Consider the following 14,186-nt stretch of genomic DNA (forward strand, 5'->3'; position numbering starts at 1 on the left):
CACCTCGGCTCGCGACTCCGGGGCTCGCAAACCCGGCTCACTCCTCGCGCTCACGGGGCGCACTCCACTATGGCCTCCAGGGCGTGTTCGAAGTCCGCTCGGGTGACCCCGGCCGAGAGGGTCAGCCGCAACCGGGAGCGGTGGTCCGGGGTGGACGGCGGGCGGAAGCAGCCGACGGCGACCCCCCGGTCCCGGCAGTCGGCCGCCCAGGCGGTGGCGGCCTCCGGTCCGGGGGCGGTCACCGAGACCACCGCGCCGTCGGGGGCGGACACGGTCAGCCCGGCCGCGCGGAGACGACGTACCGCGTGCCGGGCCCGGTCGGCCAGCTCGGCACGCAGGTCGTCGGCGGTCCGGGCCAGCGCCACGGCGGCGCGTACCCCGGCGGCGACCGCGGGCGGCGGCGCGGTGTCGAAGATGAAGGTGCGCCCGGTCTCCACCAGGTGCCTGACGAACCCAGCCGGACCGGCGACCACCCCACCGGCACCACCGAGCGCCTTGGACAGGGTCGCGGTGACCACCACGTCCGGCGCACCGGCGAGCCCGGCGGCGGCCACCGCGCCGGCCCCGGCCGGGCCGGTGACGCCAAGCGCGTGCGCGTCGTCGACCAGCAGCAACGCGCCGTGCCGCCGGGCCACGGCGTGTAGCGCGGCCAGCGGAGCGAGGTCGCCGTCGACGGAGAAGACGGACTCGGTGACCACCACCGCCGGGCGGCCCGGCGCGGCGGCGAGCGCGGCGGCCACGGCGTCGACGTCGGCGTGCGGGGTGACCACCGTCTCCGCGCCGGAGATCCGGCAGCCGTCGATCAGCGAGGCGTGGTTGTGGGCGTCGGAGACGAGCAGGGTACGCGGTGAGACCAGGCCCCGGACGGCCGCCAGGTTGGCCAGGTAACCGGAGGAGAACACCAGCGCCCGTTCGACGCCGAGCCAGTCGGCCAGCTCGTCCTCCAGCGCGTGGTGGACGTCGGTGGACCCGCGCACCAGCCGGGAGCCGGTGGCGCCCAACCCGTACCCGGCCAGCGCCCGGCCGGCGGCGGCGACCACCTCGGGGTGGGTGGCCAGGCCCAGGTAGTCGTTGCCGGCCAGGTCGGTCACCCGGTCGCCGACGGCGCGGGGGCGCAGGGTGCGGGTGAGCCCCGCCTTCGCCCGCAGCGCGGCCCGGCGGTCCAGGGCCGCCAGCCAGTCCGCCACCGGTCATCGCCTCCGTCCGCCACTGCACCCGTCCCGCCCGGCTCGTGCCGCCTGACGGATGGGCGGCGCTGCCGCCGCCGGGCGAAATTACCATCCGCCGGGCCGGCACCGGCGTGGCGGCGGGGCCGCCGCCACGCCGCGCGGGCGGGGCGGCCAGCGGGGCCGGAGGGGTGGCCCGGGGCCGGCGGCTCGGGCGTTTCCCGGCCCGCACCGGCCTTGTAGGGTACGAGCCATGCCAGAGATCCTCGACCAGGCCCGGACCCAGGTGCTGGGCGACGGCGTCGGCCTCGACCAGGCCGGTGTCCTCGCGGTGCTGACCCTGCCCGACGAGCACCTCACCGCCGCCCTCCAGCTCGCCCACGAGGTGCGGATGCGCTGGTGCGGTCCGGAGGTCGAGGTCGAGGGGATCGTCTCGCTGAAGACCGGCGGCTGCCCGGAGGACTGCCACTTCTGCTCGCAGTCCGGCCTGTTCACCTCGCCGGTCCGGTCGGTGTGGCTGGACATCCCGTCGCTGGTGGAGGCGGCGAAGCAGACGGCGGCGACCGGGGCGAGCGAGTTCTGCATCGTGGCCGCCGTGCGCGGCCCCGACGACCGGCTGATGAAGCAGATGCGCGAGGGGGTCGCCGCGATCCGCGCGGAGGTCGACATCCAGGTCGCCGCGTCGCTGGGCATGCTCAGCCAGGAGCAGGTCGACGACCTGGTCGAGATGGGTGTGCACCGCTACAACCACAACCTGGAGACCTGCCGCTCGTACTTCCCGAACGTGGTCACCACGCACTCGTGGGAGGAGCGCTGGGAGACCCTGCGGATGGTCCGCGAATCGGGCATGGAGGTCTGCTGCGGTGGCATCCTCGGCCTCGGCGAGACCGTGGAGCAGCGCGCCGAGTTCGCCGCGCAGCTCGCCGAGCTGGACCCGCACGAGGTGCCGCTGAACTTCCTCAACCCGCGTCCGGGCACGCCGCTGGGCGACCGGCCGGTGGTGGAGGGCAAGGACGCGCTGCGGGCCATCGCCGCGTTCCGGCTGGCCATGCCGCGCACCATCCTGCGGTACGCGGGCGGCCGGGAGATCACCCTCGGTGACCTGGGTACCCGCGACGGCCTGCTCGGCGGGATCAACGCGGTGATCGTCGGTAACTACCTGACCACGCTGGGTCGGCCGGCGACCGACGACCTGAAGCTGCTCGACGAGCTGAAGATGCCGGTCAAGGCGCTCTCCGCCACCCTGTGAGGTGATGATGACCGACGCGGGTGACCCGACCGACGAGGACCGTACGACCCGGTCCGCCGTACTGACATCGGCCGCGACCTGGTGCGACCGCTGTGGCGCGGACGCCACGGCGGGCCCGCACCCGGGTTGCGCGGCGGCCCGGGTGCTGGAGCCCCCGCGCTACTGCGGGCACTGCCGACGGCGGATGAAGGTGCAGGTGCTGCCGGTCGGCTGGGCGGCGGTCTGCGTCGAGCACGGCGAGCGGCGGGGCTGACGCGTGCTGCGCGGGCGGGCGGTGACGCTGCGACCGGTGACGGAGGCGGACGTGCCCGCCCTGGCCGCGATCCGGGCCACCCCCGAGGTGCACCGTTGGTGGCGTGGCGGCGACGACCTGGCCGCGTCGGCACGGGCCGACCTGGCCGACGACGCGCTGACGGTCTACGTGATCGAGCACGCGGGCCGGCTGGTCGGGGCGATCCAGTGGTACGCCGAAACCGACCCGGACTACCGCCACGCCAGCCTGGACGTCTTCCTCGACCCGGCGGCACGCGGCAACGGGCTGGGCGGGGACGCGGTCCGCACCCTGGTCCGGCACCTGGTCGACGAGTACGGCCACCATCGGTTCACCATCGACCCGGCGGCGGCGAACACGGCCGCGATCCGGGCGTACGCGAAGGTGGGGTTCCGCCCGGTGGGCGTCATGCGGCGGTACGAGCGGGGCGCGGACGGGCGCTGGCACGACGCGCTGCTGATGGACCTGCTCGCGGAGGAACTGGCCGACTGAAACCGGGCGGGGCGTGCCCGGCACCCTCAGGTGCCGGACACGCCCCGGTGGTTCAGCGGGCGAAGGTGCGCCTAGCGCTGGAGGGTGAGGACACCCGGCCGCCACGGCAGCAGGTTGTAGTCGGTGTTCGCGTTCGGGTCCTTGCCCTGGTAGAGCAACTGCAGGTTGCAGGCGTCGACGGTCTTGGTCTGGTCCGGGTTGGTGCGGACCAGGTCACCGTGGCTGATGTCGTTGGTCCACGTGGCGCCGCTGTTGGCCTTGCCGGCGAAGGGGTTGCTCTCGCTGGTGGCCTGCGGGGTCCACGAGCCGCCCAGGCTGCTGGAGGTGAACGAGCGGAAGTAGCGCTGCCCCTGGCTCCCGATCGCCTCGACGAGCATCAGGTACTGGTTCTGGCCCGCCACCTTGTAGACCTCGACACCCTCGAACAGGTTGTTCGTCGAGTCGGTCATGACCGTCGTGTAGCTCGAACCGAAGCTGCCCGGGAAGTTCCCCAGCGGCATGCTCGACCGGTAGATCTTGCCGTTGTCCCCGGCGAAGAACAGGTACATGTTCTGGTCGTCACCGATGAGGGTCTGGTCGATCACACCGTACGGGGCGTCCGGGAGGGTGGCGGTGGACAGCGTCTGCGCCGAGGACCAGCCGTTGGCGTTGGTCGGGTCGCTCGACGTCTTGTAGCTGAACGAGGTCGGCCCCCACTGGTACGCCAGCACCCAGATGTTCTTCGGGGCGAAGTACAGCAGGGTGGGCGCGACGGTGCCCTGGCTCATGCCGTTCTGGCTGGCCGAGGCCATGTCGGACCAGTTGGTGAACGTGCCGAAGTTCATCGAGCTGTACTGGCCGCTGCTGTTGACGTACGAGCCGTAGACCAGGTGCTTGCCGTTGTAGACGACGTTGGTGAAGTCCTTCAGCGAGACCCAGCCGTTCTTCGGGCTGGTCAGCGCGCCGGTCGACGACCACCGGTAGGTCGACGGGAGGGCGCAGCCGCCCGCCGGGGGCGTGGTAGGCGGCGGGGTCGTGGTGGGCGGCGTCGTGGTCGGCGGCGTGGTGCTACCGGCGAAGTCGGTGCGCCACTGCTGGTTGGTCTGGCCGTGGCAGTCGTACAACTGGACCTGCTGGCCGTTGCCGGTGCCCCAGACGTCCAGGCAGCGGCCGGACTGCACGCCGCTGATGGTGCCGTTGGCGTTGATGTTCCACTGCTGGTTGGCCCCGCTGTTGCAGTCCCAGATGATGATCCCGGTGCCGTTGGCGGTGGCCGCGCCGTTGGCGTCCAGGCACTTGGTGCCGTAGACCCGCAACTGCTTGCTGCTGGTGTACGTCCACTGCTGGTTCGACTGGCTGTTGCAGTCGTAGAGCTGCACCCGGGTGCCGTTGGTCTGGGTGGCGTTCGGCACGTCGATGCAGCGGTTCGACTGCACGCCGACGATCCGGCCGGCGCCGCCGCTCGGCGGCGGGGTCGTGGTGGGCGGGGTCGTGGTCGGCGGGCCCGTGGTCGGCCCGGAGGTCGGGGGGGCCGCGTTGAGCGCGTTGAGGACCGAGTTGTACGCGGCCTTCTTGTTGCCGCTGCTGTCGAAGAGCAGCGGGCTCTCGTTGGAGCGCCAGGAGTCGCTGTCGCGCACGCCCCACACGGTGATGCCGATGCAGCGCGGCACGTTCAGGCACGCCTGGGTCAGCCCGGCGTACTGGGTGGTCGAGGAGTTCGTGACGTCGACCTCGGTCAGCGCCACGTCCACCCCGAGGGCGGCGAAGCTGGACAGCGTGGTCTGGAAGTTGCTCGGCAGCGAGCTGCCCCCGGTGAAGTGGGTCTGCAGGCCGACGCAGTCGATCGGCACGCCCCGGGACTTGAAGTCCTGGATCATGCGGTAGACGCCCTGCGTCTTGCCGTACGACCAGTTCTCGATGTTGTAGTCGTTGTAGCAGAGCTTGACCGACGGGTCGGCGGCCCGCGCGGTGCGGAACGCCACCTCGATCCAGTCGTTGCCGGTGCTCTGGAGGTTCGACGACCGGCGGCTGCCGTCCTCGTTGAACGCCTCGTTGACCACGTCCCATGCGGCGAGCTTGCCCTTGTAGTGGCCCATCACGCCGTTGATGTGGTCGATCATCGCCTGCCGCAGGGTGCTGCCGCTGAGGCTCTGCATCCACGGCGGCTGCTGCGCGTGCCAGGCCAGGGTGTGCCCACGGACCTTCAGGCCACGCTGGGTCGCCCAGTTGTAGATCTGGTCACCGGAGCTGAAGTTGAACTGGCCCCGCTGGGGCTGCGTCGCCTCCGGCTTCATCTCGTTCTCGGCGGTGATCATGTTGAACTCGCGGCCGGCGATCGTGCTGTACGTCGAGTCGCCGAGCCGGCCGGCCGCGATCGCCGTGCCGAAGTACCGGCCCGACTGCGCGGCGGCCGCGCCCAGCGTGCTCGCGGCGGCGTTCGCCGACGGCATCATCACCGCGGCGGCTGCCACCGTCACGACGCCGACCGCGCCGGCGAGCAGCGCCCGGACGGCGGGCGATCGCCGTCGCCGGCTGCCGCCGTGTTGGACGGATGGACTCGTTGCCATCGTGGTCTCCTTGCTGGCCAACACCCGGGCCGTCGGGGCGGGACGGCCGGACGTGTGCGGTTGTTAAATCTAGTGCCGTCGATGTTTCCATCTTGCACCGGCCGGAACAAAGGTGTTTCGGAAAAGTTTCGGAACATTTTTGGCCCGGTGCGACCCGACGCGACGTGGCCGGTCACCGCGGGTGCGGTGCCGGCCACGTCACGTCGACGCTCAGGAGACCGTGCAGGTCGCCCCGTTGAGGGTGAAGCTCGTCGGCTTCGGGTTGCTGCCGGTGTGGGTGCCGTTGAACCCGATGCTGGTGGACGCGCCGGGGGCCAGCGCCCCGTTGTAGGTCATGCTGGTCGCGGTCACCGCCGTACCGGTCTGGGCGAACGTCGCCGACCAGCCCTGGCCGACCTTCTGCCCCGTGCTGGGGAAGCTGAAGGCGAGCGTCCAGCCGTTGAGCGCGGCCGTGCCGGTGTTGGTGACGGTGATGCTGGCGGTGAAGCCGTTGGTCCAGTCGCTGGTGGTGTAACCGACCTTGCACGACGACGCGGGGTCGGTCGGGGGCGGCGTGGTCGGCGGAGGCGTGGTCGGCGGCGGGGTCACCGACCCGGTGGTCCGCACGGTGACCGTCGGCGACGGGGTGGACGGGTTGCCGGCCGCGTCCACCGCCACCACGTAGAGCCCGTACGAGGTGTCCGGCGTCAGCCCGGTCACCTGGGCGGTGGTGCCGGTGCTCGTGGCGACGACGAGATGGGCCGGCCAGGACGTCTTGTAGACCCGGTAACCGGTGACCCCGACGTTGTCGGTGGACGGCGTCCAGCTCAGGGTGAGCCCGGTCGCGCCGATGTTCGACGCGGTCGGGGTGCCGGGCGGGGTCGGCCCGCTGGTGTCCGAACCGGTGCCCGCCGGGGTGGCCACGGCGAGCGGCGACGACCACAACGAGCTGTTGCCGGCGCCGTCGCGGGCCAGGACCGAGAACCGGTAGTTGCTGGCCGGCGAGAGGTTGGTCAGGGTCAGGCTGTTGGTGGTGGTGCGGAAGGTGGAGCGCACGTCGCTGCCGACCGGCTCCATGGCGACGTCGTAGCCGGCCAGGCCGCTGCCACCGGTGTCGGTGGAGGCGGGCCAGGTCAGCGTCATGCCGGTGGAGGTGATGGCCGAGGCGACCGGGGTGCCGGGGACGGTGGGCGGGGTGGTGTCCGTCGGCGTCGAGGTCGGCTCGTCACCCCAGACCCGGGTGGTCCCGGCGTACAGCGGCACCTTCGGGTTCGGGCCGGCGGTGGCCTGGTACGACGGGTCGTTGGTCGGGTCCCAGGTGCCGCCCTCCGGTACGCCGATCTTGAACTGCACCTCCATCCGGTGCTGTGACTGCCCGGCCGGGGCGATCGTCTGGCCGGTGCAGTCCACCTCGACGTACCAGATGTCCCCGGAAAGCTGCTTCGCGGTGGACGGCGACGGGCAACCCTGGGTGTAGCCGGGGGTGACCTGCACGGCGGTGCTGCCCTCGGGGCGGAAGTAGTAGCGGAACTTCCCGTTGGTCAGCGCCCGCGCCGGGAACGCCGACTTGTTGTAGATGATCGCCTTGAGCCCGGTGGCCCGGGGCTCGGCCTGCATCACCGTGGTCTCCACGGTCAGCTCGGCGATGTCCGGGGTCTCCGGGGTGGGGAAATTGGCGAGCGGGGTGCCGCCGTACTCCTGGGAGAGCCGGGCCAGGGCGGAGGTGAAACCGGCGTTGTAGTCGGTGGCGACCTCGTTCATCACGTAGTCCGACCGGCTGTCGGTGTAGGCGTCGTTGGCCGCCGACGGGCCGCCGACCAGCGCGCCGTAGAGCACGTGCCGGGTCTCCACCGGCACCGTCTGGCTGTCCCACCAGGAGCCGTGTGCGGTGCGGTGGTGCGGGTTCTTCGGCGCGTTCTTGCCGAACCCGATCACGTAGCTGGAGTTGCGCGGGTTGTCGCCGAGGGCGTAGTTGATCTGCCGGACGGCGAAGTCGTGGAACCGGGCCTTGCGGGTGGCGTCGGTGGTCTTGTCGCTGTAGACCAGTGCCGCGAAGCTGGTGTTGGCGGCGTACCGCAGCGCGCCCCAGGAGTCGAGGACGGCCATCCCGCCCGGCGAGTAGGGCACCTTCTGACCGTTGACGCCGACCGTCCAGTAGTCGAGCCACCGGTTGGCGTCGTCGACGTACTTCTGCTTGCCGGTCAGGTTGGCCAGCAGCACGTACGCCCCGAACTGCTTGTTGTCCCAGGCGATCGTCCACTTGTAGGACCGGGTGGTGGACTGCGGCTCGGTGCCGAGCTTGTCGTACTCGCTCTCGGCCTTGGCCAGGTAGCTGGCGTCGCCGGTGGCCCGGTGCAGCCAGATCGCGCCCCAGACCAACTCGTCCTGGTAGCCGCTCCACGACTTGTAGAAGCTCGTCGCGTCGGTGATGCACTCGTGGTAGCTCTTGCGCACCGTGTCGGCGAACGTGTAGAGCTGCTTGGCGTGGGTGAGCAGCTTGTCGGCGTAGGCGGCGTCGGTGGGCCGGAACACCATCGACGACGCGGCCATCGCCGCCGCCGTCTCCCCCGCCAGGTCCGCGCCGCCACAGCTGGCATCGATCTTGTACGCGGGCCGCGCCATCGGCAGCACCTCGGCCGGACCCCACCACTTGTGGTCGTCGTCGCCCTTGCCGACCTGCCCGTAGAGCACGTTGGCCGAGGGGTGCGCCTTAATGAAGTAGTCGTTGACGAAGCGCAGGTTGTTCAGCAGCGGGGTGAGCTGCCCGGCGGCGACGTACCCGTCGCGGTACTCCACCGCACCCCAGGCAAGCATGGTGGCGCTGAACGCCATCGGGAAGCCGAACTTCACGTGGTCACCGGCGTCGTACCAGCCGCCGGTGAGGTCCACGCCGACGTCCGCGCCGTCGGTGAGCGCGGAGTCGCCGCGCCAGGAGACCCGGTTCCAGGACGGCTTCTTGCCTGACTGCTGCGCCTCGTAGAACAGCAGCGACTTCTGCAACGCCTCGGGGTAGTTGAACATGCCGGTGCCGGCGGCCTCGGCGCGTCCGGCGACGGTGGGGGCGGCGCCGGCGGTGAGCGGGAGCGCGCCGATGGCGAGAGTCAGACCGCTGGCCAGGGCGGCACCGGCGGCGAGCAGGCGGCGGAGCCGGGCCCGGCCCGCGCCCGACCGGCCGGGCCGGTTCGGGTGCTGCATGCGGAACTCCTGTCGGTGGTGCCTCCGGCGACGCCCACCGGACGCGGGGACGGGGGCGTCGCGGGTGGTGGGCGTCGCCGGAGGCGGGTGGTGGTGAGAGGACCGAAGGAGTCGCGGGAGCGCTCCCATGGATGTGCGCCAATGTAATCGTTCGGTCATCGGTTTGTGAAGGGGCCAACCCCGACGACACCGGAAGAAGCTCTCCGGGCGACACCGCTCCGGCCGGACTAGCCTGGATCGATGTCGATGATCGAACAGGTGTCACTGGGCGTGACCGACGACCGGCGCGCCGGCCCGTTCTGGGCCGGAGCGCTCGGGTACGTCCGCCGGCCACCCCGCTACCCGGGAGACGGGTGGATCGTGCTGGAACCGCCGGCCGGCGTCACCGGGGTGCCGCTGGCGATGGACGTCAGCGTCAGCCCGGTACCGGACCTCCCCCGCATCCACCTCGACCTGCACGCGGGCGACCGGGACCTCGACGACGAGATCGACCGGCTGTGCGGGCTCGGCGCCGAACGGGTCGACTGGCCGCACTACCCCACCGAGCCGGAGCCCGGCCAACTGCCGTACGTCGTCCTCGCCGACACCGAGGGCAACCGGTTCTGCGTCTCCGGGAACCGCCGGGCCGGCGTCCACTTCGGCTGACCGCCACCCCACCGGCCGCGCACCCACCACCGGTCCGGGAGGCGGCGGCCCCGGGCCACCCCGCCGGAGCAGGCGCGGGGTGCTGCCCGAAACCGGCCCCGGACATGGGCAGGGCCCCCGCACCGGGGGCCCTGCCTGTACACCGTCCTCCGCATCGGAGTTCGGCCACACACCGGAAGGAAGCCCCCGCCCGGTGCCACACGGGTTGTCTCGATCGGCGGTGCCCGGTCGTCAGCACACCCCGCCGGTCGCGCTCGTCCGCCGGGGACCGATCACGGCCGCACCGGACCGACCGGCCCCGTCGGCGACCGGGCCGCCGCCCACCGGCGCGGCCAACGCGACGGTCACGGTGAGCAGGCTGCCGTCCCGCTCGATCGGCGCGGACCGGCCCAGCCGGGCCACCGTACGCACCATCGGCGTGTTGTCCGCCTGGGTGTGCAGGACCAGCGCCGCGAACCCGGCCCGCTCGGCGTGGGCGAGCAGCCGGCGCAGCAGCGCGGTGCCCAGCCCACGCCGCTGCCAGTCGTCCCGGACCAGCAGCGCCGCCTCCGCCTCGTCGCCCTCGGCGAGCAGGTTGGCCAGCGCGACGACCGACTCCGCCGCCCCGTCGGAGCCGGTCGTCGTGGCGACCAGGGTCAGCCCCCGGGCCGGTTCCAGCAGCCGGCGCAGCCGGGCCGGCGAGGGCAGCGCCGCACCGCTCAGGTAGCGCCGCTGCCGACTGGACGCCGAGCAGCGCTCGTGCAGGTCGACCACGGCCGCCAGGTCGTCGGCGGTCGCCGGCCGGACGGTCAGCTCGGCCCCGTCGGGCAGCACCAGGACCACCCGGTCGGCCTCCCGCCGGGCCACCGCCGCCGCCAACTCGACGAGCGCCTGCGCCCGCGCGTACTCGGCCGGGGTGAAGCTGGGCGCCTGCCGGCGCAGTTCGTACGAGCCGCCGGCCGGGTCGGTCAACAGCATGGTCGTGGTGCCCACCGCGTCGTGCCCGCCGGCAGCCGTCGGCCGCCAGGTCACCTCGTCCGCGCCGAGCGTGGCCCGGAGCACCTCACCCGCCAGTTCCGGGTCACCGACCAGCCGGGTGGCCAGCCCGAGCACCCGGGTCGGCTGGTCGGCCAGGCCCCGCGCCTCGCTGCGGGCGACCCAGCAGTCCCGGCCCCGGCCCCGCTCGACGGCGGCGATCAGATCCGCCTCGTCGAGGGTGTCCGGCGCGTCGACGAGGAAGTCGTCCACCGCGCCGACCTCGGTGGTGTGCACCTGCACGGTGAGGATGTTGACCCCCCGCAACGCGAGACTCGCGGTGAGGACCGACAGGTATCCCGGCCGGTCGTCCACGGTCGCGCGAACCCGCCACAGCGCCATGTCCACTCCCTTCCCCAGCACGAAGCCTGCCCGCGGCCTGTTGCCGTGGCGTTGCCCGGCGGTGTCGCACCGGCAACCGTCCGCCCAGGTCAGGTGACGGTGGTCACCGACTGCGGGCCGACCAGGTCGAGCCGGTCGCCGAGGATCACCGCGCTGGCCCGGACCAACTGGGCGAGCCGGTCCACCTCGGTGGCGTGGAACCCGGCGGCGGTCAGCGGCTCGGTGTGGTCCCGGGCGACCACCAGCACCAGCCCGGCCCGACCGAACGGCGCGATCGCGTAGTGCGTGCCGTCGGCCATGGTCAACGTGCGGGCCCGCAGCGGGGTCACCTCGGGCAGCCGGGGCGGCTCGGGCGCGCGCCAGCTGGCGTGCCCGACGGTCGCCGTCCCCGCGCCGGCCCGCGAGGCCCAGTCCACCGGTACGACGGCCGCCACCGCCCAGTCCGCCGCGAGCAGCCCCGGCACCGCGTCGACCAGGGTGGCCACCCCGTCGGTGGGGTTCGCCGCCACCTGGGCGAGCAGTTCGGCGTCCTGACCGGTGGTGGTCGGCGCGCCGATCGCCCGCCACACCCCGTCGACGCGCACCCCGGGGATGGCGGCCAGCCCCGCGAGCAGCCCCTCGACCCGGGCGGCGCCGGGCCAGACCACGGTGAAGTCGTCCACCGCCCGGCCGCCGAGCCGTTCCAGCACCACGACCTGGACGATGTCCGCCCCGGAGACGCCGAGCGTGCGGGCCACCTGGCCGAGTGTCCCGGGTCGGTCCGGCAGGGTCACCCGAACTCTCAGCAACATGTCTGTCCCTCCGCTCGGCGGGCCGACCGCACACGGCCGGCAGGCTGGTCCCCAGCCTGCCGGTTGACCATTTCGCCCCTGTTGCCGTGGCATGTCCCGGGCGGAAAATCGCTGACCTTGACAACCCGGCTGACCTGCCATCAACTATGCGGATGACCGAGCCGGCCGTCGACGTGTCCCACGACGGCGGCTCCCCCGGCGACCCGACCCCGCGCGGGCTCGATCTCGACCGGTTGGCCGGGTGGCTGGCCGCGCACCGGCCGGAGCTGGCCGACGGGCCGTTGCGGGCCAGCCTGATCACCGGCGGCAAGTCCAACCTGACCTACCTGCTGCACTGCGGCGGGCGCGAGCTGGTGCTGCGCCGTCCGCCGCTGGGGCACGTGCTGGCCACCGCGCACGACATGGCCCGCGAACACCTAGTGATCGCCGCGCTCGCGCCGACCGCCGTGCCGGTGCCCGAGGCGGTGCTGCTGTGCGTCGACCCGGCGGTGATCGGGGCACCCTTCTACCTGATGAGCCGGGTGCCGGGCGAGGTGCTGCGCACCCGGGCCCAGACCGACCCGCTCACCGCCGGGCAACGCCGCGACCTGGCCTGGGCGATGATGGACACCCTCGCCGCGCTGCACACCGTCGACCCGGCCGAGGTGGGGCTGGCCGACTTCGGCCGTCCGGAGGGCTACCTCGGCCGGCAGGTACGACGCTGGGCCGGCCAGCTCGACCGGTCCCGCAGCCGTGAGCTGCCCGGGGTGGACGAGCTGCGCGACGCGCTGGCCGCCTCGGTGCCCGAGGGGGCGAACGCCGGCCGGATCGTGCACGGCGACTACCGGCTGGACAACCTGCTCACCACGGTCGACCCGGTGTCGGTCCGGGCGGTGCTGGACTGGGAGATGGCCACCCTGGGCGACCCGCTGGCCGACCTCGGGCTGCTGCTGACGTACTGGGACGTGCTCGGCGACAGCGACCTCGCCGAGGGCAACCCGGTCGCCGACGGGCTCGGCCCGCGCGCCGGCTTCCCCACCGGCGGCGAGCTGATCGCCCGGTACGCCGACCGCAGCGGCGTCGACGTGGGGCCGCTGCACTGGCACCTGGCCCTCGGCTGTTTCAAGCTCGCGGTGATCTGCGAGGGCATCCACTACCGGCACACCCTGGGGCAGACCCTCGGCGGTGGGTTCGACCGGATCGGCGACATGGTGACGCCCCTGGTGGAACACGGTCTGCGCGCGGTCAGGGGGAACTGATGGACTTCGACTACGACGCCCGTACCGTCGAGCTGCGGGAGCGGCTCGGCGCGTTCCTGGACGAGTGCGTCCTGCCGGCCGAGGCGGTGCACGCCGCGCAGGTCGTTGCGGCGGGTGACCCGTGGTCGCGGTCCCCGGTGCTCGACGAGCTGAAGGTCGAGGCGCGACGGCGCGGCCTGTGGAACCTCTTCCTGCCCGATCCGCGCTACGGCGCCGGGCTGACCAACCTCCAGTACGCCCCGCTCGCCGAGCTGACCGGGCGCAGCCCGCACCTGGCCCCCGAGGCGGTCAACTGCGCCGCCCCGGACACCGGCAACATGGAACTGCTCGCCGAGTTCGGCACCGGGGCCCAGCGCGACAGGTGGCTCACCCCGCTGCTGGCCGGCGAGATCCGCTCGGCGTTCTGCATGACCGAGCCCGAGGTGGCCTCCTCCGACGCCACCAACATCGCCACCCGGATCGTCCGCGACGGCGACCACTACGTGGTCAACGGGCGCAAGTGGTGGTCGTCCGGGGCGATGGACCCCCGGTGCGGGCTGTTCATCGTGATGGGCAAGACCGACCCGGACGCCGACCGGCACCGCCAGCAGAGCATGGTGCTGGTGCCCCGGGACACCCCGGGGGTGCACGTCCGGCGGGGCATGACGGTCTTCGGCTACACCGACGCCCCGCACGGCGGGCACGCCGAGATCGACTTCGTTGACGTCCGGGTGCCGGTGGAGAACCTGGTCGGCGCCGAGGGGGGCGGGTTCGCGGTCGCCCAGGCCCGGCTCGGGCCGGGCCGCATCCACCACTGCATGCGCCTGGTCGGGATGGCCGAGCGGGCCCTGGAGCTGCTCTGCCGGCGGGCCAACGAGCGGATCGCGTTCGGTCGGCCGCTCGCCGAGCAGGGCGTGGTCCGGGAGTGGATCGCCGAGTCCCGGGTACGGATCGAGCAGGCCCGGCTGCTGGTGCTCAAGACCGCCTGGCTGATGGACACCGTCGGCAACAAGGGCGCGCACACCGAGATCCAGGCCATCAAGATCGCTACCCCGGCGATGGCCGAGTGGGTGATCGACAAGGCGATCCAGGGGTACGGCGGTGCCGGGGTCAGTCAGGACACCCCGCTCGCCGGGCTCTGGGCCCAGGCCCGCACCCTGCGGCTCGCCGACGGCCCGGACGAGGTGCACCGCGCGTCCCTGGCCAGGCGGGAACTGCGCCGCTGGTCCTGAGCCTGGGCCGTTGGCCCTGAGCCGGGGCCACCGGCGCGTCGGGCCAC

The 14,186-nt window shown here is 72.9% G+C and carries 11 protein-coding genes; 6 read left to right on the forward strand and 5 right to left on the reverse strand.

Annotated features, from left to right (window positions below):
* Positions 1-50: 50 nt before the first annotated feature.
* A complete protein-coding gene (locus tag B5D80_RS20045; protein WP_088645441.1) occupies positions 51-1,187 on the reverse strand; it encodes an 8-amino-7-oxononanoate synthase in 1,137 nt (378 codons plus the stop codon).
* Positions 1,188-1,419: 232 nt separating this feature from the next.
* Here B5D80_RS20045 and bioB point away from each other — a divergent pair, with 232 nt between their 5' ends.
* From bioB to B5D80_RS20060, 3 genes are read left to right on the forward strand one after another with little or no spacing between them, the layout of a single operon-like run.
* Positions 1,420-2,415 carry a biotin synthase BioB gene (gene bioB, locus B5D80_RS20050; RefSeq protein ID WP_088645442.1) on the forward strand — a complete coding sequence of 332 codons (996 nt, stop codon included), beginning with the start codon at positions 1,420-1,422 and terminating at the stop codon, positions 2,413-2,415.
* Between the two features lie 7 nt (positions 2,416-2,422).
* Positions 2,423-2,668: a biotin synthase auxiliary protein BsaP gene (bsaP, locus tag B5D80_RS20055; RefSeq protein WP_245854806.1), complete on the forward strand. Its 246-nt coding sequence runs from the start codon at positions 2,423-2,425 to the stop codon at positions 2,666-2,668.
* A 3-nt stretch (positions 2,669-2,671) separates the two neighbouring features.
* On the forward strand, positions 2,672-3,178 hold the full coding sequence (locus B5D80_RS20060) for a GNAT family N-acetyltransferase (protein WP_088645443.1): 507 nt from the start codon (positions 2,672-2,674) through the stop codon (positions 3,176-3,178).
* Between the two features lie 71 nt (positions 3,179-3,249).
* Here B5D80_RS20060 and B5D80_RS20065 read toward each other — a convergent pair whose 3' ends face one another.
* On the reverse strand, positions 3,250-5,724 hold the full coding sequence (locus tag B5D80_RS20065; protein ID WP_088645498.1) for a non-reducing end alpha-L-arabinofuranosidase family hydrolase: 2,475 nt from the start codon (positions 5,722-5,724) through the stop codon (positions 3,250-3,252).
* Positions 5,725-5,934: 210 nt separating this feature from the next.
* Positions 5,935-8,898, reverse strand: a complete 2,964-nt coding sequence (locus tag B5D80_RS20070; RefSeq protein ID WP_088645444.1) for a glycoside hydrolase family 9 protein — start codon at positions 8,896-8,898, stop codon at positions 5,935-5,937.
* A 240-nt stretch (positions 8,899-9,138) separates the two neighbouring features.
* On the opposite strand from B5D80_RS20070, the gene B5D80_RS20075 reads away from it, so the two are divergent.
* Positions 9,139-9,543 (forward strand): VOC family protein, encoded by a 405-nt coding sequence (locus B5D80_RS20075; protein ID WP_088645445.1) that lies wholly within the window; start codon positions 9,139-9,141, stop codon positions 9,541-9,543.
* Positions 9,544-9,774: 231 nt separating this feature from the next.
* Here B5D80_RS20075 and B5D80_RS20080 read toward each other — a convergent pair whose 3' ends face one another.
* Entirely contained in the window at positions 9,775-10,899 is a 1,125-nt protein-coding gene (locus B5D80_RS20080; protein WP_088645446.1) for a GNAT family N-acetyltransferase, read from the reverse strand.
* A gap of 89 nt (positions 10,900-10,988) precedes the next feature.
* The gene (locus B5D80_RS20085) at positions 10,989-11,690 is read right to left on the reverse strand and encodes an ACT domain-containing protein (protein ID WP_088645447.1); all 702 of its coding nucleotides are present in this window, start codon (positions 11,688-11,690) and stop codon (positions 10,989-10,991) included.
* A gap of 152 nt (positions 11,691-11,842) precedes the next feature.
* Between B5D80_RS20085 and B5D80_RS20090 the strand changes: the two genes are divergently transcribed.
* Positions 11,843-12,928, forward strand: coding sequence for a phosphotransferase family protein (locus B5D80_RS20090; RefSeq protein WP_088645448.1), 1,086 nt, complete (start codon positions 11,843-11,845; stop codon positions 12,926-12,928).
* Positions 12,928-14,139 (forward strand): acyl-CoA dehydrogenase family protein, encoded by a 1,212-nt coding sequence (locus B5D80_RS20095; RefSeq protein WP_088645449.1) that lies wholly within the window; start codon positions 12,928-12,930, stop codon positions 14,137-14,139. The genes B5D80_RS20090 and B5D80_RS20095 overlap by 1 nt, the downstream gene beginning before the upstream one ends.
* Positions 14,140-14,186: the final 47 nt, after the last annotated feature.

Origin of the sequence: Micromonospora wenchangensis (assembly GCF_002210435.1) — a bacterium.
In the GTDB taxonomy this organism is placed as follows: Bacteria; Actinomycetota; Actinomycetes; order Mycobacteriales; family Micromonosporaceae; genus Micromonospora; species Micromonospora wenchangensis.

What these genes read in the sequence shown, in the direction of transcription:
- bioB (WP_088645442.1), top strand. Translation starts at nt 1,420, where the DNA reads ATGCCAGAGATCCTCGACCAGGCCCGGACCCAGGTGCTGGGCGACGGC.
- bsaP (WP_245854806.1), top strand. Translation starts at nt 2,423, where the DNA reads ATGACCGACGCGGGTGACCCGACCGACGAGGACCGTACGACCCGGTCC.
- B5D80_RS20065 (WP_088645498.1), bottom strand. Translation starts at nt 5,724, where the DNA reads ATGGCAACGAGTCCATCCGTCCAACACGGCGGCAGCCGGCGACGGCGA.
- B5D80_RS20070 (WP_088645444.1), bottom strand. Translation starts at nt 8,898, where the DNA reads ATGCAGCACCCGAACCGGCCCGGCCGGTCGGGCGCGGGCCGGGCCCGG.
- B5D80_RS20075 (WP_088645445.1), top strand. Translation starts at nt 9,139, where the DNA reads ATGTCGATGATCGAACAGGTGTCACTGGGCGTGACCGACGACCGGCGC.
- B5D80_RS20080 (WP_088645446.1), bottom strand. Translation starts at nt 10,899, where the DNA reads ATGGCGCTGTGGCGGGTTCGCGCGACCGTGGACGACCGGCCGGGATAC.
- B5D80_RS20085 (WP_088645447.1), bottom strand. Translation starts at nt 11,690, where the DNA reads ATGTTGCTGAGAGTTCGGGTGACCCTGCCGGACCGACCCGGGACACTC.
- B5D80_RS20090 (WP_088645448.1), top strand. Translation starts at nt 11,843, where the DNA reads ATGACCGAGCCGGCCGTCGACGTGTCCCACGACGGCGGCTCCCCCGGC.
- B5D80_RS20095 (WP_088645449.1), top strand. Translation starts at nt 12,928, where the DNA reads ATGGACTTCGACTACGACGCCCGTACCGTCGAGCTGCGGGAGCGGCTC.